Origin of the sequence: Pseudomonas sp. 91RF (assembly GCF_003576265.1) — a bacterium.
GTDB classification, from domain to species: Bacteria; Pseudomonadota; Gammaproteobacteria; order Pseudomonadales; family Pseudomonadaceae; genus Aquipseudomonas; species Aquipseudomonas kribbensis.
Map to the genome: position 1 here is coordinate 14,188 of NZ_QWFC01000032.1, position 20,552 is coordinate 34,739.

5 protein-coding genes are annotated in these 20,552 nt (G+C 62.9%); 2 read left to right on the forward strand and 3 right to left on the reverse strand.

Translation table 11 applies throughout. The features are described from left to right. Nucleotides 1-144: 144 nt before the first annotated feature. Nucleotides 145-855, reverse strand: coding sequence for a GntR family transcriptional regulator (locus DXT77_RS17180; protein WP_119428525.1), 711 nt, complete (start codon nucleotides 853-855; stop codon nucleotides 145-147). Nucleotides 856-1,050: 195 nt separating this feature from the next. On the opposite strand from DXT77_RS17180, the gene lapG reads away from it, so the two are divergent. Beyond that, nucleotides 1,051-1,743, forward strand: coding sequence for a cysteine protease LapG (lapG, locus tag DXT77_RS17185; protein WP_119428526.1), 693 nt, complete (start codon nucleotides 1,051-1,053; stop codon nucleotides 1,741-1,743). Between the two features lie 14 nt (nucleotides 1,744-1,757). Continuing rightward, a complete protein-coding gene (gene lapD / locus DXT77_RS17190) occupies nucleotides 1,758-3,701 on the forward strand; it encodes a cyclic di-GMP receptor LapD (RefSeq protein WP_119428527.1) in 1,944 nt (647 codons plus the stop codon). 50 nt (nucleotides 3,702-3,751) lie between these two features. On the opposite strand, the gene DXT77_RS17195 is transcribed toward lapD, so the two are convergent. After that, complete coding sequence (locus tag DXT77_RS17195) at nucleotides 3,752-4,090, reverse strand: tryptophan synthase subunit beta (RefSeq protein ID WP_085712603.1); 339 nt, start codon at nucleotides 4,088-4,090, stop codon at nucleotides 3,752-3,754. A 148-nt stretch (nucleotides 4,091-4,238) separates the two neighbouring features. Further along, nucleotides 4,239-20,471, reverse strand: coding sequence for a LapA family giant adhesin (locus DXT77_RS17200; RefSeq protein ID WP_119428528.1), 16,233 nt, complete (start codon nucleotides 20,469-20,471; stop codon nucleotides 4,239-4,241). Nucleotides 20,472-20,552: the final 81 nt, after the last annotated feature.

The window sequence follows — 20,552 nt, forward strand, 5'->3', positions numbered from 1 at the left end:
GGTGCAATTTCCGGGCTGCCCAAAGCAGGGGAGGAGGTTAGAGCGCAGGCGCCGAAGTGCCACGGCAATTGAGCGTGACCGGCGTGGGGATTTGTAAGCGGGTTATTCGCCGGGTGAGCGGGAGCTCACCCGGAAGGGGGGGAATCAGCGGGCCGTCTTGCGGTTTTGTGCGGCGGGGCTGGCGAGGTAACGGGTGATGACCTCTACACCGCGGTTTAGGTGCTGTTCCAGCAATGCCACTGCGAGCGGGGTGTCCCGTTGCTGCACGGCTTGCAGCAGAGCGCGGTGATCGTCCTGGGAGATCTTGCCCAGGCCCATGGCCTCGAGGTTAAAGCGCAGGAAGCGTTCCTCTTCATTCAAACCGTCCTCGACCAGCCGCAGCAGACGGCCGTTCGGGGATTTGCAGTAAAGCGTCATGTGGAACAGGCGGTTGAGCCGGCCGATTTCGGTGTAGTCGTGCTCGGTTTCCAGCTCTTCGATGTAGCCGGCGGCGCGCTCGTGATCGGCGCTGGTCAGCAGCGGGATCGACTGACGCAGGGCTTCGGATTCCAGCAGGATGCGCAGTTCGTAGGTTTCGGTCGCGTCGCCCTGGATCAGCGGCGCTACCACGGCGCCTTTGTGGGCAACCACGCTCAACAGGCCCTGGGCTTCCAGTTGACGCAACGCTTCGCGTACCGGCATGCGGCTGACGCCGAACAGGTCCGCCAGGTCTTGCTGGCGCACGGCGGTACCGCAGGGCAGGCGCCCGTCGAGAATTGCCGAGCGCAGGGTCTCTTCGATGACCGAGCGCGCCAGATGCGCGGGAATCGGGCCTTCGACTTTGATGCTGTGGAGTGGCTTGGGCTTCTGGGTCACAACTGCACACCCTGTTGACTGCTGAATTTGGATCCAAAGGACACTAGTGATTGCTCTACAGGTTGTCAAACCGTGTAGAAGAACCCTGTCATATCTGAAGTTTAGCGCGCACGCGATGATCTCAGGGTGCCATTGTTTTTTGCTCGGCTAACCTTCACCATCAAACGCCTTTCCTCCTGCCCTGGATGCCTTGAATTGGCGGTACGTTTCGCGATTCCCCGGATTGCGCGCTGGCTTGCCTGCGCGCTGCTGCTGGCCGGCGTCATGCTGGGCGGCCTGCATGCCGATTGGGATTTTTCCGCGATCAGCCGCAAGGCCACGGCATTGTACGGACCGCTGGGCGCCGGGCAACAACGGATCGATGCCTGGCAGAATCTGCTGGCCACCCAGAAGCAGGTCAGCGAGATGGAAAAACTCAAAGTGGTGAACCTGTTTTTCAATAAACAGATGCGCTACGTCGAGGACATTGATCTGTGGGGCCAGGTCGATTATTGGGAGACCCCCATCGAAGCCTTGTGGAAGGGCGCCGGCGACTGCGAAGACTACGCGATCGCCAAGTATTTCAGCCTGCGCCATCTCGGCGTGGCCAGTGACAAGTTACGCATCACCTACGTCAAGGCCCTGCGCCAGAACCGCGCGCACATGGTGTTGACCTACTATTCCAGTCCCGACGCCATGCCGCTGGTGCTCGACAGCCTGATCGACCCGATCAAGCCGGCCTCCGAGCGAACCGATTTGCTGCCGGTCTACTCTTTCAATGCCGAAGGGCTGTACCTGCCGGGGGCCAAGGGCAACAAAAAGGTCGGCGACACCAAACGCCTGTCACGCTGGCAGGATGTGTTGAAGAAAATGCAGGCCGAAGGATTCCCGGTCGAGACGACTAACTAGGAGCACGCGCTCAGATGTCCTTGTTCAAACAGCTGTTGATCGCTATCTGTCTGTTCCTCGTGGTCGCCTTCACCGGCAGCTTCATGGTCAGTCTGGAGAGCTCGCGCACCCAGTACGTCAACCAGTTGCGTTCCCACGCCCAGGACGCCGCCACGGCGCTGGCGTTGTCGCTGACCCCGAACATCGACGACCCGGCCATGGTCGAGCTGCTGGTCAGTTCGATCTTCGACAGCGGCTATTACGCGAGCATCCGCGTGGTCGATCTGAAGACCGACCAGACCATCGTCGAGCGCAGCGGCATTCCCGCCGTCACCAACGTGCCGGACTGGTTCGTCAAACTGATCGGCCTTGAGCCGGCCGGCGGCGATGCACTGGTCAGCCGTGGCTGGGAACAGGCGGCGCGGGTCGAAGTGGTCAGCCATCCGATGTTCGCCCTGGCCAAACTCTGGCAGAGCGCACTCGGCAGCCTGGGCTGGTTGCTGGTTTGCGGTGCCGTCAGTGCCGTGCTGGGTGCGCTGTTGCTGCGTCGGCAATTGCGGCCGCTGGATTACATGGTCAAGCAGTCCCACGCCATCGCCCGTCGCGAATTCCTCAGCCTGCCGGACCTGCCGCGCACACCTGAACTGCGTCGCGTGGTTCTGGCCATGAACCAGATGGTCGAGAAGCTCAAGGCACTGTTCCAGGAGCAGGCTGAACGCAGCGAAAAACTGCGCACCGAGTCCTATCAGGACAACCTCACCGGGCTGGCCAACCGGCGCTACTTCGAGATGCAACTGAACGCCCGGGTGAGCAACCCGGAGCAGGCCAGTTCCGGTTATCTGTTGCTGCTGCGGGTCAAGGACCTGGCCGGGCTGAACCAGCGTCTCGGCGGTCAGCGTACCGATGAATTGTTGAAAGCGGTCGGCCAGCAACTCTCTCGCGAGTGCGCCAAATACCCGGAAACCCAGAACCTCGTAACCCGCATTCGTGGCGGTGAATTCGCCGTGCTGGCGCCGGGGCTGACTCGCGAAGAAGCGCTGCAACTGGCGCAGAACCTCGACAGCGCCCTGGGCAGCCTGCACGCGACGGGCGCCACTGACGTGCCTGCTGTGGCGTCCATCGGCCTGGCACCGTTCGCCCACGGCGATTCACCGCAAGCGGTACTCAGCCTCGGCGATCAGGCCCTGGCTCAGGCCGAGGGTCAGGGCGATCAGAACTGGGCGTGCCTCGACCAGAGCCTGGTGGCGGATGTCGGCGACGATCACCACGCCTGGCATCGCCTGCTCGATCAGGCCCTGAATCAGCGGCGCTTCGAGCTGTTCTTCCAGCCGGTGGTGGCCGCACAGGACACGCAACTGGTGCTGCATTACAAAGTGCTGTCGCGCCTGCTCGACGAACAGGGCCAGACGATTCCCGCCGGGCGCTTCCTGCCGTGGCTGGAGCGCTTTGGCTGGACTGCACGCCTGGACCGGCTGATGCTCGAGCGAGTGCTGGAGCAAATGGCCGGCCATGAAGAGTCCCTGGCGCTGAACCTGTCTTCGGCAACCCTGGCCGATCCGCAGGCGCTGAACAAAGTCTTCGAGATTCTGCGCTCGCATTCCAATCTGGGGCCGCGCCTGACCCTGGAAATCGGCGAGGAACAATTGCCGGAACAAGCGGTGCTGGAACAGTTGACCCGCCGTCTACGCGAACTCGGTTTCTCCCTGAGCCTGCAACGCTTCGGCGGGCGCTTCAGCATGATCGGCAACCTGGCGCGGCTGGGGCTGGCGTACCTGAAGATCGATGGCAGCTACATTCGCGCGATTGACCAGGAGAGCGACAAGCGCCTGTTCATTGAGGCGATCCAGCGCGCGGCGCACAGCATCGATCTGCCGCTGATTGCCGAACGGGTCGAGACGGAAGGGGAGTTGTCGGTGATTCGCGAGATGGGGTTGTATGGGGTTCAGGGACAGCTCTTCGGCGAGCCGAAACCCTGGTGATGAATTGCCCGCTCCCACGCGCAGCGCGGGAACGGGCAAGACAAAAGAGATCAGATCAACCCTGTCTCTTCATCATCAATCAACTGACTCAACCCGCCCAACGCCTCCCGGGCCTGGGTCCGGTCCATCAGCTTGGCCTGGGCCGCCGGCGGCAGGTCGGTGACGCGGATCACGCCTTTCTGGGTCAGGACCTGAATCAGGTCGTCGAGTACCCGGATCATTTCCAGGTCGCTCTGCTTGAGCTGCTTGAGGCTGTTTTCCACGGCCGCGTTGGCAAACCAGGCCTGGATTTCATGGTGGTCGGCGGGCAGCGTTTCCGTGGCCTCGGCCCAGGCCGCAGCTTCCACGCGAACCAACTGACCCTGTGCATCGCGTTGCACGTAAAACATTGAGCATCCCTCGGAAATGGACCAGCGTCATGCTGTCAGCAGCATAGCCAACTGCACGGGAGTATGCGGTGCGGCGACGCAATCGTCACCGGGAAGAAAGACGCAAACGTGACGGCCGCCCCATCGGGGCGGCCGTTTTGTTCACGCATCAGCTGTTGTTGTGGTCGACCTTGATGGTCGGATCGCTGCCGGCAATCAGGTTGTGAATATTGGCAGTGGACCAGTTGTTGCCTTCCAGTTTGATCGTCACGTCCGGTGTCGCGGCAGCCGCATCGGCGGAGTTGAACTTGCCCGCCGAGCTGACTTGCAGCGACGACACGCCGTCGACCGTGGTGATCTTCAGGAAGTTGTCGATGGTGCTGCCGGACTCGCCCTGCAGCAGGTCGCGCAGGTCGATACGGTCACCTTCGCTGGCGTTGAAGTCCTTGATCACATCGTTGCCGGTGTCGCCTGCTTTCCAGACGAAGGTGTCGGCACCGGAACCGCCGATCAGGATGTCGTTGCCCTGGCCGCCGATCAGCGTGTCGTTGCCGGAGCCGCCGAGCAGGATGTCATTGCCCTTGCCGCCATCGAGCACGTCATTGCCGCCGCCTCCGAACAGGATGTCATTGCCCGCGCCACCCAGCAGCGTGTCGTTGCCGTCGTGGGCACCGGACACATCGAACGCCTGATAGTGCTCGGTGATGTACTGGTGCACGTTGCTGGTGGTGACTTTGCTGACATCGACGCCGGTCTGCTGCGCAACAAACGCCTGCATCGCCTGGTAACCCTCGCCGGCAATGCCGTTGAAGCTCACCAGATCGCCGAACAGGATGTCGTTGCCGTCGCCACCGTTGACGGTGTCGTTGCCCGGCATCGTCGCTTCGGTGTGGCCGATGATCGAGTTGGCCAGGTCCTTCGGATCGATGTTGGTCTGCGGGTTGTGATCGGTGTCGTACGGTTTCAGGTCGTTGAGGCTGACACCGCTGTTGATCCCGATGGCTTCCACATTGGACAGGTTGCCCAGCAGTGCGAAGGCGCTGTTGGCGTTGTCGGTGGTGGCCTGGCTGGTGCTGCTGCCGGAGCCTGCCAGGCTCGACAGCTCGTAGGTGCCGTCGCCCTGGGCGTGGATGGTGCCCAGGCTGTTCCAGTTCCAGCTGCCGTTCTTGTACGTCTGCAGCACCACGGCACCCGCCGTACTGATGGTCAGGTAGTGCGTGCTGTCGATGTAGGTGCTGAAGCTGTCGCCCAGTTTGTAGTTGCTGGTCTTCACCACGTCGTCGAGCTTTACGTTGCCGTACAGCGTCGGGTTGGTCTGTTCGCCGCTCTGGTAGTAGGTCGGCTGGCCGTCGGTGATGAAGTACGTGAGGTTCTTCGCCCCGGTGTTGGCCACGGCTTCGGCGCTCTGGAAGAAGTTGGCCGTAGCCTTGAACACGTCTTCGTAGTTGGTGCCGCCGCCGGAGGTCATCGAGTCCAGCACAGCCTTGAGCTTGGTCAGCGCGTTCGGGTCGTTGAGGTTCACCGACACCGACTTGTTGACCTGGGTATCGAAGTCCACCAGGAAGATGTTCACCGTACCCGAGTTGTTGCCCATGCTCTGCTTGAGGGTGTTGAACACCGATGTCAGCGAGTCTTTGGCGGCGTTGATCGACGAGGTGCTCATGCTGCCCGAGCTGTCGACCATGAACGCGATGTTGTAGTTGGTGCCCGGCACCACGGTCAGGCCGCCGATGTCGGCGACGATGATGTCGTTGCCGTCGGTGCCGGTGACGGTGTCGTCGGCCGAAGTAGCGACAATCGAGTTGTAGACCGCCGGCACCACGGAAACCGGAATGGTCGCGGTGGTGCTGGCCGAGCCGCCCAGCGCCTCGGTGGAGGTCGAGGTCACGGTCAGGTTGAACTGACCGTTGTAGTAGGCCGGCGGGGTCACGGTCAGGCTGCCGAGGTTCCAGCCAGTGACGTTGGCGTCGCCGCTGGTGGCGGTCACGGTGAAGCTGTGGCCCGCGCCGTCGCTGAGCACCGAACCGACCGGTGCGCCGCTGATCTTGATGCTCAGGGTTTCCGAGCCGTCGGTGTCGGTCAGCGCGGTGCTGATCGACGACAGTTTCACGGTGGTACCTTCGGCGCCGGTGTTGAGCTTGTAGCCGTCGTAATAGCCTTCGCCGTTGGTGCCGTGCAGGTCGGAGACGGTCACGCCGGAGTTCACCAGGTCCTGTACGCCGGTGTAGATCGGCACGCCGGCACTGCTCAGGTCGATCGCCGTACCGCCGTTGACCGACAGGTTGACGTCGTAGCTGCCCGGGCCGCTCTGGTTGTGGTGGTAGATCTCCAGGGTGTAGTAACCGCTGGTGGTCGGGGTGAACGAACCGTTGAGGTTGCCGCCCGCGCCCCAGGTCGTGGCCGCCACGTTCTTGCCACCGATGTTCACCAGCAGGCTGTCATCGCCGGTGCCGGTGAAGGTGTAGGTCTTGCCGGCTTCGAGGTAGATCAGGCCGGAGGTCTTCGACGCGGTGCCCGCCGCGACGTTGCCGTCGGACTGCACGTTGGTCACGTTGCCTTTGGAGTTCGCGGTGCCGGCGCCGTCGATCACGTTTTTCAGGGTGGTCGAGTTGGCGCCGCTGCCGTCGGTGCCCAGGCCCGACAGGCCGGTCCAGACTTCCTTGATCAAGCCAGTGGACTTCACGCTGTTGTCGGCCACCGACAGGGTCGGCGCATCCGCCACCGGCGTGATGTCGATCTTGATCGTGCCGGTGTTGCCCAACAGCTGGCCGTCGGTTGGCTGGAACTTGATCTGTGCGTAGTCAGCCTGGTTGTTGCCCACACCGGTGCCGCCATAGCCGTTCGCGCCCGATTCATTGGCGTCCGGCAGGAAGCGCAGCTTGCCGGCATCGATGTCGGCCTTGCTGAAGGTCTGGTTGGTGGCGACGTCTTTCCAGGTCGAACCGTCCAGGTACTGCAGTTTGCCTTCGCCCGGCAGCTGGGTAATTTTCACGCCCAGGCTTGAGGCCGGGCTGTCGACGTCGGTGACGCCGAAGGTCGACCAGCCGAGGATCAGCGGGGTGTCTTCGGTGCCGGTGACGTTGACCGGTGCGGCGACCGGCGCGTCGTTGACGGCCACCACGTTGACCGTGGTGGTGGCGACGTTGGAGTAGTTGCCGCCATCGGTCACCGTCACGGTGATGATGCGCGGCACGGTGCTCGGATCTTCACTGCTGTTGGTGAAGGTGATGTTCTTGATCGCCTGCATGTAGTCGGCGAGCGTCGCGTTGCCCGACAGGGTCAGCGTGATGGTGCCGTTTGTGCTGTTGGCGTTGATGGTAATGCCGTTGACGCTGTTGCCCAGGTTCAGCGCATCGCCGTCCTGACGGTTGGTCAGCACGATGGTCGCGCCGGTCAGCATGGTGCTGTCCGGATCGGTGATGCTGATGTCGGTATCGGCGATCGACACACCCGCGCCCGGGGTGTTTTCGGTGAAGGTCACCTTGTAGTCGGCCCCGGTGGCGCCGCTGGAGTTGTTGGCGTCGAGGTCGAGAACCGGAGGCGCATCGTTGTCGATGATCGAGGTGCTGACGCTGCCGTTGGTGCTGCTGACCGCCAGGTTTTCGAAGTTGCCGCCGGTGGCCGAGTCGATCTTGACCACGAAGTTCTCGGTGCCTTCAGTGATCTTGTCATCGATGGTCGCAACATTGAACTGCGCGCTGCTGGCGCCCGCCGGGATCTTCACGGTGTACACGCCGGTGAAGTCCGAACCGTCAGCGGCGGTGCCGCTGTAGACGATCTTCAGGGTCACTTCGGTTTGCGCCGGGTGGGTCAGGCTCACGGTATAGGTGGCGGTCTGGCCTTCGGTCACCGAGGTGCTGCCGGTGATGCTGACGGTGGTGGTGTCGATGGTGTCGGTGACGTTGGTCACCGCTGGCGTGTTGCTGGTCACCAGGTTTTCGAAGTTGCCACCGGTGGCGTTGGTGATGGTTGCCTGCACGGTGCCGGCGTCTTTGTAGACGTCGTCGGCCGGTGCCGGAACGGTCACGGTACCGGTGGTTTTGCCGGCCTCGATGGTAATCACCGAGCCGTTGCTCAGGGTCACGGTCACCGGAGTGCCTGCCGCGTTGGTCAGGGTCGCGGTGTAGGTGATCGAGCCACCTTCGGCCACGGTGCCGGTCGCGGTCAGCGACAGGTTGGTGGTGTCGATGGTGTCGGTCACGGTGGTGCTGACCGGTGTCTTGTCGGCCACGAGGTTTTCGTAGTTGCCGCCGCTGACGTTGGTGATCGAATTGGTCAGCGGTGCATGACCATTCAACACGTCGTTCGGCGCAGTCGTGGTGACGGTGCCGGTGGTTTTGCCGATGTCGATGGTGATGGTCTGGCCGTTGGACAGGGTCACCGTCACTGGCGAGCCGGTCACCGGTGCGCCGACAGTCGCGGTGTAGACAACGTTGCCACCCTCGGCCGCTGTTGCGGTCGCGGTGAGCTTCACGGTGGTGGTGTCGATGGTGTCGGTGACGTTGGTCACCGCTGGCGTGTTGCTGGTCACCAGGTTTTCGAAGTTGCCACCGGTAGCCGACTTGATGGTTGCCTGAACGGTGCCGGCGTCTTTGTAAACGTCATCGGCTGGCGCAGGAACAGTCACGGTGCCAGTAGTTTTGCCGGCATCGATTGTGATCACGGCGCCGTTGCTCAGGGTTACGGTCACCGGAGTGCCGGCGGCATTGGTCAACGTTGCGGTGTAGACGATCGAACCGCCTTCGGCCACGGTGCCGGTCGCAGTCAGCGACAGGTTGGTGGTGTCGATGGTGTCGGTGACCGTGGTCGATACTGGCGTCTTGTCGGCCACGAGGTTTTCGTAGTTGCCGCCGCTGACATTGGTGATGGCGTTGGTCAGCGGTGCGTGACCGTTCAACGCATCGTTCGGTGCGGTGGTGGTCACGGTGCCGGTGGTCTTGCCCACTTCGATGGTGATGGTCTGGCCGTTGGACAGGGTCACGGTCACTGGCGAACCGGTCACCGGTGCACCAACAGTCGCGGTGTAGACGACGTTGCCGCCCTCGGCCGCTGTTGCGGTCGCGGTCAGCTTCACGGTGGTGGTGTCGATGGTGTCGGTGACGTTGGTCACCGCTGGCGTGTTGCTGGTCACCAGGTTTTCGAAGTTGCCACCGGTGGCGTTGGTGATGGTTGCCTGAACAGTGCCGGCGTCCTTGTAGACGTCATCGGCTGGAGCCGGAACGGTCACGGTGCCGGTGGTTTTGCCGGCGTCGATGGTGATCACGGCGCCGTTGCTCAGGGTCACGGTCACCGGGGTGCCCGCAGCGTTGGTCAGGGTGGCGGTGTAGATGATCGAACCGCCTTCGGCGACCGAGTTGGTGGCGCTCAAGGACAGGTTGGTGGTGTCGATGGTGTCGGTCACGGTGGTGCTGACCGGGGTTTTGTCGGCGACCAGATTTTCGTAGTTGCCACCGCTCACGTTGGTGATGGCGTTGGTCAGTGGCGCATGACCATTCAGCACGTCGTTCGGCGCGGTGGTGGTGACGGTGCCGGTGGTCTTGCCGACTTCGATGGTGATTTGCTGACCGTTCGACAGGGTCACGGTCACTGGCGAGCCGGTGACAGGTGCACCCACGGTGGCGGTGTAGGTGACGGTGCCACCCTCGGCCGCTGTCGTGGTCGCCGTCAGCTTCACGGTAGTGGTGTCGATGGTGTCGGTGACGCTGGTCACCGCTGGCGTGGTGCTGGTCACCAGGTTTTCGAAGTTGCCACCGGTGGCCGACTTGATCGTGGCCTGTACGTTGCCGGCGTCCTTGTAGACGTCATCGGCCGGTGCAGGAACGGTCACGGTGCCGGTGGTCTTGCCCGCGTCGATGGTGATGACAGCACCGTTCGACAAGGTCACGGTGACTGGCGAGCCAGCGGCGTTGGTCAGGGTTGCGGTGTAGGTGATCTGGCCACCTTCAGCCACGGTGCCGGTCGCGGTCAGCGACAGGTTGGTGGTGTCGATGGTGTCGGTGACGGTGGTGCTGACCGGGGTTTTGTCGGCGACCAGGTTTTCGTAGTTGCCACCGCTCACGTTGGTGATGGCGTTGGTCAGCGGCGCATGACCGGTCAGCGCATCGTTCGGTGCGGTAGTGGTTACGGTGCCAGTGGTTTTACCCACTTCGATGGTGATGGTCTGGCCGTTCGACAGGGTCACGGTCACTGGCGAGCCGGTGACAGGTGCACCCACGGTAGCGGTGTAGGTGACGGTGCCACCTTCGGCAGCGGTGTCGGTCGCGGTCAGTTTGACCGTGGTGGTGTCGATGGTGTCGGTGACGTTGGTCACGGCTGGTGTATTGCTGGTCACCAGGTTTTCGAAGTTGCCACCGGTGGCGGATTTGATCGTGGCCTGGACGGTGCCGGCGTCTTTATAGACGTCATCGGCTGGCGCAGGAACGGTTACGGTGCCGGTGGTTTTGCCCGCTTCGATGGTGATCACGGCGCCGTTGCTCAGCGTTACGGTCACAGGAGTGCCCGCTGCGTTGGTCAGGGTCGCGGTGTAGGTGATCTGGCCACCCTCGGCCACAGTGCCGGTCGCGGTCAACGACAGGTTGGTGGTATCGATGGTGTCGGTCACGGTGGTGCTGACCGGGGTTTTGTCGGCGACCAGATTTTCGTAGTTGCCGCCGGAAACGTTGGTGATCGCGTTGGTCAGCGGCGCGTGGCCAGTCAGCGCATCGTTCGGCGCGGTGGTGGTCACGGTACCGGTGGTTTTGCCCACTTCGATGGTGATGGTCTGGCCGTTGGACAGGGTCACAGTGACTGGCGAACCGGTCACCGGCGCGCCGACAGTCGCGGTGTAAGTAACGGTCCCGCCTTCAGCCGCCGACTCATTCGCAGTGAGTTTCACCGTGGTGGTGTCGATGGTATCGGTAACCTGGGTCACCGCAGGAACCGTGCTGGTCACCAGATTTTCGAAGTTGCCACCCGTGGCGGACTTGATCGTCGCTTCCACGGTGCCGGCGTCCTTGTAGACGTCATCGGCAGGGGCTGGAACCGTCACGGTGCCGGTGGTTTTACCGGCCTCGATGGTGATCACGGCGCCGTTGCTCAAAGTCACGGTCACCGGGGTGCCCGCAGCGTTGGTCAGTGTGGCGGTGTAAATGATCGAACCGCCCTCGGCGACCGAGTTGGTGGCGCTGAGGGTCAGGTTGGTGGTGTCGACGGTGTCGGTGACCGTGGTCGAAACCGGGGTCTTGTCGGCAACGAGGTTCTCGTAATTACCGCCGGTTACGCCGGTGATCGCATTGGTCAGCGGCGCGTGGCCGGTCAACGCATCGTTCGGCGCGGTGGTGGTCACGGTGCCAGTGGTTTTACCCACTTCGATGGTGATCGACTGACCGTTGGACAGGGTTACGGTCACCGGGGAACCGGTTACCGGAGCGCCAACAGTCGCGGTGTAAGTAACGGTCCCGCCTTCAGCCGCCGACTCGGTCGCGGTCAGTTTGACCGTGGTGGTGTCGATGGTGTCGGTGACATTGGTTACGGCTGGCGTAGTGCTGGTCACCAGGTTTTCGAAGTTGCCACCGGTGGCGGACTTGATCGTCGCTTCCACGGTGCCGGCGTCCTTGTAGACGTCATCGGCCGGTGCAGGAACAGTCACTGTACCGGTGGTTTTGCCGGCCTCGATGGTGATGACGGAGCCGTTGCTCAACGTCACGGTGACCGGAGTGCCGGCCGGGTTGGTCAGGGTCGCGGTGTAAACAATCGAACCGCCCTCGGCCACGGTGCCGGTCGCACTGAGCGACAGGTTGGTGGTGTCGATGGTGTCGGTGACGGTAGTGCTGACCGGGGTTTTGTCGGCCACGAGGTTTTCGTAGTTGCCGCCGGAAACGTTGGTGATCGCGTTGGTCAGCGGCGCGTGGCCGTTCAGCACATCGTTCGGCGCGGTGGTGGTCACGGTGCCGGTGGTCTTGCCGACTTCGATGGTGATTTGCTGACCGTTGGACAGGGTCACGGTCACTGGCGAGCCAGTCACCGGTGCGCCCACGGTCGCGGTGTAAGTGACTGTGCCACCTTCGGCGGCGGTTTCGGAAGCAGTGAGCTTCACGGTCGTCGTGTCGATGGTGTCGGTGACTTCGGTGACGGCTGGAACGGTACTCGGAACGAGGTTCTCGAAGTTGCCACCGGTTGCATCCTTGATGGTGACTTCGACCTTGCCGGCATCCTTGTAGACGTCATCGGCCGGAGCCGGAACGGTCACGGTGCCGGTGGTTTTACCTGCTTCGATGGTGATGACGGCGCCGTTGCTCAAGGTCACGGTCAGCGGCGTGCCGGCCGGGTTGGTCAGGGTCGCGGTGTAAACAATCGAACCACCTTCGGCCACGGTCCCGGTCGCAGTCAGCGACAGGTTGGTGGTGTCGATGGTGTCGGTAACAGTGGTAGACACCGGAGTCTTGTCGGCCACGAGGTTTTCGTAGTTGCCGCCGCTCACGTTGCTGATCGCGTTGGTCAGCGGCGCGTGGCCGTTCAGCACATCGTTCGGTGCGGTGGTGGTCACGGTGCCGGTGGTCTTGCCCACTTCGATGGTGATCGACTGACCGTTGGACAGGGTCACGGTCACTGGGGAACCGGTTACCGGAGCGCCAACAGTCGCGGTGTAGGTGACGGTGCCGCCTTCAGCCGCCGACTCGGTTGCGGTCAGTTTGACCGTGGTGGTGTCGATGGTGTCGGTGACCTGAGTCACGGCCGGAACGGTGCTTGGCACCAGGTTCTCGAAGTTGCCGCCAGTGGCCGTCGAAATGGTCGCTTCGACTTTGCCCGCATCCTTGTAAACGTCATCGGCCGGAGCCGGAACGGTTACGGTGCCGGTGGTTTTACCAGCGTCGATGGTGATCACGGCGCCGTTGGACAGGGTCACGGTCACCGGAGTGCCGGCGGCGTTGGTCAGGGTCGCGGTGTAGGTGATCTGGCCACCTTCGTTGACTTCCGGAGTCGCGCTCAACGTCAGGTTGGTGGTGTCGACGGTGTCGGTCACGGTGGTGCTGACCGGAGTCTTGTCGGCCACCAGATTCTCGTAGTTGCCACCGCTCACGCCGGTGATCGAGTTGGTCAGCGGCTCGTGACCGTTCAGCGCGTCATTTGGCGCGGTGGTGGTCACGGTGCCGGTGGTTTTGCCGACCTCGATGGTGATCTGCTGACCATTGGCCAGGGTCACGGTAACCGGAGAACCCGTCACCGGAGCGCCAACAGTCGCGGTGTAGGTGACAGTGCCAGCTTCAGCAGCGGTTTCGGTCGCGGTGAGTTTCACCGTTGTGGTGTCGATGGTATCGGTGACGTTGGTCACGGCCGGAACGGTGCTCGGTACCAGGTTCTCGAAACCGCCGCCGGTGACGGTCGAAATGGTCGCTTCGACTTTGCCGGCATCCTTGTAAACGTCATCGGCTGGCGCCGGAACGGTCACGGTGCCAGTGGTCTTGCCGGCTTCGATGGTGATGACGGCGCCGTTCGACAGGGTCACGGTCACCGGGGTGCCGGCCGGGTTGGTCAGGGTCGCGGTGTAGACAATCGAGCCACCCTCGGCCACTGAATCGGTGGCGGTCAGGTTCAGGTTGGTGGTGTCGACCGTGTCCGAAACCGAAGTGTTGGCCGGTTTGCTGTCGACCGCCAGGTTCTCGTAGTTGCCACCGGTGGCCTTGTCGATGGTCACGCTCAGCGAGCTGCCGCCCGCCAGCGGGCTGTTCGGCGCGACGAAGTTCACGGTGCCGGTGGTCTCGCCCACGGCGATGGTGATGGTCTGGCCGTTGGACAGGGTCACCACGACCGGCGAACCGGTCACTGGCGCCGTCACGGTCGCGGTGTAGACCACGGTTTCGCCTTCGGCGACGTTGGCGGTGGCGGTCAGCGACACGGTGGACGTGTCGATGGTGTCGTGGACGGTGGTGACCGCCGGGGCAGTGCTGGTGACCAGGTTTTCAAAGTTGCCGCCGGTCGCGGACTTGATCGTCGCTTCCACGGTGCCGGCGTCCTTGTAGACGTCATCGGCTGGCGCCGGGACGGTCACGGTGCCGGTGGTTTTGCCGGCCTCGATGGTGATCACGGCGCCGTTGCTCAGGGTCACGGTCACCGGGGTGCCGGCGGCGTTGGTCAGGGTGGCGGTGTAGGTGATCTGGCCGCCTTCGTTGACTTCCGGCGTCGCGCTCAGGGTCAGGTTGGTGGTGTCGACGGTGTCGGTCACGGTGGTGCTGACCGGAGTCTTGTCAGCCACGAGGTTTTCGTAGTTGCCGCCGCTCACGCCGGTGATCGAGTTGGTCAGCGGTTCGTGACCGTTCAACGCATCGTTCGGCGCGGTGGTGGTCACGGTGCCGGTGGTTTTGCCGACTTCGATGGTGATTTGCTGCCCGTTGGACAGGGTCACGGTCACCGGGGAACCGGTTACTGGAGCGCCAACAGTCGCGGTGTAGGTGACGGTGCCACCTTCAGCTGCGGATTCGGTCGCGGTCAGTTTGACCGTGGTGGTGTCGATGGTGTCGGTGACTTCGGTAATCGCTGGAACAGTGCTTGGCACCAGGTTCTCGAAGTTGCCGCCGGACGCATCCTTGATGGTGACTTCAACCTTGCCGGCGTCTTTGTAGACGTCATCGGCCGGAGCTGGAACGCTCACGGTGCCGGTGGTCTTGCCAGCTTCGATGGTGATCACCGCGCCGTTGGACAGGGTCACGGTTACCGGGGTGCCGGCCGGGTTGGTCAGGGTGGCGGTGTAAACGATCGAGCCGCCCTCGGCCACGGTGCCGGTCGCGGTCAGCGACAGGTTGGTGGTGTCGATGGTGTCGGTGACGGTGGTGCTGACCGGTGTCTTGTCGGCGACCAGGTTCTCGTAGTTGCCGCCGCTTACGTCGGTAATCGCGTTGGTCAGCGGTGCATGGCCGTTCAGCGCATCGTTAGGTGCGGTGGTGGTCACGGTGCCGGTGGTCTTGCCGACTTCGATGGTGATTTGCTGACCGTTGGACAGGGTTACGGTGACTGGCGAGCCGGTCACAGGTGCGCCCACAGTCGCGGTGTAGGTGACGGTGCCACCTTCAGCTGCGGATTCGGTCGCGGTCAGTTTGACCGTGGTGGTGTCGATGGTGTCAGTGACTTCGGTCACGGCGGGAACGGTGCTCGGCACCAGGTTCTCGAAGTTGCCGCCGGACGCGTCCTTGATCGTGACTTCAACCTTGCCGGCGTCTTTGTAGACGTCATCGGCCGGTGCAGGAACAGTCACTGTACCGGTGGTTTTGCCGGCCTCGATGGTGATGACCGAGCCGTTGCTCAACGTCACGGTGACCGGAGTGCCGGCCGGGTTGGTCAGGGTGGCGGTGTAGACGATCGAACCACCCTCGGCCACGGAGCCAGTGGCGCTCAGAGTCAGATTGGTGGTGTCGACGGTGTCGGTAACCGTGGTCGAAACCGGGGTCTTGTCGGCAACGAGATTCTCGTAGTTGCCACCGCTCACGCCGGTGATCGAGTTGGTCAGCGGTTCGTGACCGTTCAGCGCGTCGTTCGGTGCAGTGGTGGTCACGGTGCCGGTGGTCTTGCCGACCTCGATGGTGATTTGCTGACCATTGGCCAGGGTCACGGTAACCGGAGAACCCGTCACCGGTGCGCCAACAGTGGCGGTGTAAGTGACGGTGCCGCCTTCAGCCGCCGACTCGGTCGCAGTCAGTTTGACCGTGGTGGTGTCGATGGTGTCGGTGACTTCGGTAACCGCTGGAACAGTGCTCGGTACCAGGTTTTCGAAGTTGCCACCGGTTGCATCCTTGATGGTCACTTCGACTTTGCCCGCGTCCTTGTAGACGTCGTCCGCAGGAGCCGGAACAGTCACGGTGCCGGTGGTTTTGCCTGCTTCAATGGTGATGACGGAGCCGTTGCTCAAGGTCACGGTCACCGGGGTGCCGGCAGGGTTGGTCAGCGTGGCGGTGTAAACAATCGAACCGCCCTCGGCCACGGTACCGGTAGCGCTCAAAGTCAAATTGGTGGTGTCGACGGTGTCGGTCACGGTGGTGCTGACCGGCGTTTTATCGGCGACGAGGTTTTCGTAGTTGCCGCCACTCACGCTGGTGATCGAGTTGTTCAACGGTTCATGACCGTTCAGTGCATCGTTCGGTGCGGTGGTGGTCACGGTGCCGGTGGTCTTGCCGACTTCGATGGTGATGGTCTGGCCGTTGGCCAAAGTGACAGTCACTGGCGAACCGGTTACAGGCGCACTGACCGTCGCGGTGTAGGTGACAGTGCCGCCCTCGGCCACCGATGTATCAGCGCTCAGCTTCACCGTCGAGGTATCGATGGTGTCAGTCACTTCAGTGACAGCCGGGACGGTGCTTGGAACAAGGTTTTCGAAGTTGCCGCCGGACGCGTCCTTGATGGTGACTTCGACCTTGCCGGCGTCTTTGTAGACGTCATCGGCCGGTGCAGGAACAGTCACGGTGCCAGTGGTTTTGCCGGCCTCGATGGTGATGACCGAGCCGTTGCTCAAAGTCACGGTCACCGGGGTGCCCGCAGGGTTGGTCAGAGTCGCGGTGTAGACAATCGAACCGCCCTCGGCCACGGAGCCAGTGGCGCTCAGGGTCAGGTTGGTGGTGTCGACGGTGTCAGTCACGGTGGTGCTGACCGGGGTTTTGTCGGCCACGAGGTTTTCGTAATTACCGCCGCTTACGTCAGTAATCGCGTTGGTCAGCGGTTCATGACCGTTCAACGCATCGTTCGGTGCGGTGGTGGTGACGGTGCCGGTGGTCTTGCCGACTTCGATGGTGATTTGCTGACCATTGGCCAGGGTCACGGTCACCGGCGATCCGGTCACTGGCGCACCAACGGTAGCGGTATAAGTGACAGTGCCGCCTTCTGCTGCCGACTCCGTCGCGGTGAGCTTCACCGTGGTGGTGTCGATGGTGTCAGTGACTTCGGTGACGGCTGGAACGGTGCTCGGCACCAGATTCTCGAAGTTGCCGCCGGACGCATCCTTGATGGTCACTTCGACCTTGCCGGCGTCCTTGTAGACGTCATCGGCCGGAGCAGGAACAGTCACGGTGCCAGTGGTTTTGCCGGCCTCGATGGTGATGACCGAGCCGTTGCTCAACGTCACGGTGACCGGAGTGCCGGCCGGGTTGGTCAGGGTGGCGGTGTAGACGATCGAACCACCCTCGGCCACGGAGCCAGTGGCGCTCAGAGTCAGATTGGTGGTGTCGACGGTGTCGGTAACCGTGGTCGAAACCGGTGTCTTGTCGGCCACGAGGTTTTCGTAGTTGCCGCCGCTCACGTCAGTGATCGAATTGCTCAACGGTTCGTGGCCGTTCAGCGCGTCATTCGGCGCAGTGGTAGTGACGGTACCGGTGGTCTTGCCGACTTCGATGGTGATTTGCTGACCATTGGCCAGGGTCACGGTTACCGGCGATCCGGTCACCGGGGCACCGACGGTAGCGGTATAAGTGACAGTGCCACCTTCAGCTGCCGACTCGGTCGCAGTCAGTTTGACCGTGGTGGTGTCGATGGTGTCAGTGACTTCGGTCACGGCCGGAACGGTGCTCGGCACCAGGTTTTCGAAGTTGCCGCCAGCGGTATTGGTGATAGTGACTTCAACCTTGCCGGCGTCTTTGTAGACGTCATCAGCCGGAGCCGGAACGGTCACGGTACCAGTGGTTTTGCCAGCTTCGATGGTGATGACCGAGCCATTGCTCAAGGTCACGGTCACCGGCGTGCCAGCCGGGTTGGTCAGAGTCGCGGTGTAAACAATCGAACCGCCCTCGGCCACGGTACCGGTCGCGGTCAGCGACAGGTTGGTGGTGTCGACGGTATCGGTGACCGTGGTCGAAACCGGGGTCTTGTCGGCGACCAGGTTCTCGTAATTGCCGCCGCTCACGTCAGTGATCGAGTTGGTCAGCGGTGCATGGCCGTTCAGCGCATCGTTAGGTGCGGTGGTGGTCACGGTGCCGGTGGTCTTGCCGACTTCGATGGTGATGGTCTGACCGTTGGCCAGGGTCACGGTGACCGGGGAGCCGGTCACCGGTGCGCCAACGGTGGCGGTGTAAGTAACGGTGCCGCCTTCAGCGACCGAGGTGTCAGCGGTCAGCTTCACGGTCGAAGTGTCGATGGTATCGGTCACTTCGGTAACCGCCGGGACAGTGCTCGGAACGAGGTTCTCGAAGTTGCCGCCGGATGCATCCTTGATAGTGACTTCGACCTTGCCGGCATCCTTGTAGACGTCATCGGCCGGTGCCGGAACGGTCACGGTGCCGGTGGTCTTGCCGGCTTCGATGGTGATCACCGCGCCATTGGACAGGGTCACGGTGACTGGCGAGCCAGCGGCATTGGTCAGGGTCGCGGTGTAGACGATCGAACCGCCCTCGGCCACGGAGCCAGTGGCGCTCAGGGTCAGGTCGGTGGTGTCGACGGTGTCGGTGACCGTGGTCGAAACCGGGGTCTTGTCGGCTACGAGGTTTTCGTAGTTGCCGCCGGTCACGCCAGTGATCGAGTTGGTCAGGGGCGGATTGCCGGTCAGTGCGTCATTCGGCGCGGTGGTGGTTACGGTGCCGGTAGTCTTGCCGACTTCGATGGTGATCTGCTGACCGTTGGCCAGGGTCACGGTCACTGGCGAACCGGTCACCGGCGCGCCAACGGTGGCGGTGTAGGTAACGGTGCCGCCTTCGGCTGCGGTTTCGGTCGCGGTGAGTTTCACCGTGGTGGTGTCGATGGTGTCAGTGACTTCGGTCACGGCCGGAACGGTGCTCGGCACCAGGTTCTCGAAATTGCCGCCGGTGGTGCCGGTAATGCTGACTTCGACTTTGCCTGCGTCCTTATAAACGTCATCGGCTGGTGCCGGAACGGTCACGGTACCGGTGGTCTTGCCCGCTTCAATGGTGATGACGGCGCCGTTGCTCAACGTCACGGTCACCGGCGTGCCGGCCGGGTTGGTCAGGGTCGCGGTGTAGACGATCGAACCGCCTTCAGCCACGGAACCGGTGGCGCTCAGCGACAGGTTGGTGGTGTCGATGGAGTCGGTGACCGTGGTGGTCGCCGGCGTCGTGTTCGGCACCAGATTCTCGAAGTTGCCGCCGGTAGCGCCAGTAATCGTGGTGCTGACGGTGCCACCGTTGTTGTAGACGTCATTCGGCGCGGTCGGAACGTTGACGCTGCCGCTGGTCTTGCCGGCTTCGATGGTGATGGTCGAGCCGTTCGACAGAGTGACGGTCACCGGCGTCTGGGCCGGGTTGGTCAACGTCGCGGTATAGATGATCTGGCCACCCTCGACCACAGTGCCGGTCGCAGTCAGGGTCAGGTTGGTGGTGTCGACCGAATCGACGATATTGGTGACGGCCGGCGTCGGGTTCGGCACCAGATTCTCGAAGTTGCCGCCCGTGGCACCGGTGATGGTGGTGGTGACGGTGCTGCCGTTGTTATAGACGTCATTCGGCGCGGTTGGCACGTTGACGGTGCCGGTGGTCTGGCCGGCGCCGATGGTGATGGTCGAGCCGTTCGACAGGGTGACGGTGACCGGCGTCTGGGCCGGGTTGGTCAGGGTCGCGGTGTAGGTGATCTGGCCACCTTCGGTGACGCTGCTGCCCGCCGTCAGGGTGACGGTGGTGGTGTCGATGGTGTCGGTGACCTGGGTCACGGCCGGCGTGGTCGGCACGGTGACGGTAATGCCGTTGCCGCCGGTGGTACCGGTGACGGTCACGTTGATCTGGGTCGGGTCGTTGTAGACCGTGTCATTCGGGGCCAGCGGCACGTTGACCGTACCGGTGGTGGAACCTGCCGGAATCACGATCACCGCGCCATTGGACAGGGTGATAGTCAGGTCGGTCAGCGGCGCCTGGGTCAGGGTCGCGGTGTACACCAGCACGCCGCCCGCTTCGGTGATGGTCGGCGTGGCGCTGAGGCTCAGGGTCGAGTCGCGCAGGGCGTTGGCGTTAGTGTCGGTGTTCTGGCCTCCGGTGATGTTCTGTGCGGCTTGACCGCCGGAGTTGATGCCCGCAGTCGGGAAGCCGATGGTCGGATCGACGCGGCCAGCGGTCGCATCGAGCATCACGAAGCTGTGACCGCCCCCGGCGGCACCGCCTGTACCAGCGGCGGTCGGGCCGGCGGCTGCTGCCTCAAGGGCGGTGGTCGGGTCGACGCCGGCGGCAATGGCTTGCTGCAGTTCTTCAACGGACGGTGCAGCTTGTGCAGTGGCCTCGGCAAGGTCGGTGACGGAGTCCGGAGTGTCGGCGCTCCATTGAGTGTCACGACCCAGATCGAGGGTGCGGCCATCAGCCAGTTCCAGGGATACCGCGCCAGAGACGCCGGTATCGACCTGATCGCCGGCGAACAGACGGTCGCCTTCAACGAGTACGCGACGGACGCCCTCTGGGGACACCACGAAAACCTGACCGACAATGCTTTTGACGATGGCCACAACACTGCTCATTGAAGACTCTCCGGGTGTCACGTTCAGTTGACTTCCATAGACCTGATGGCTTTTCTGCGCCGATTCAGTCTGGACGTACTT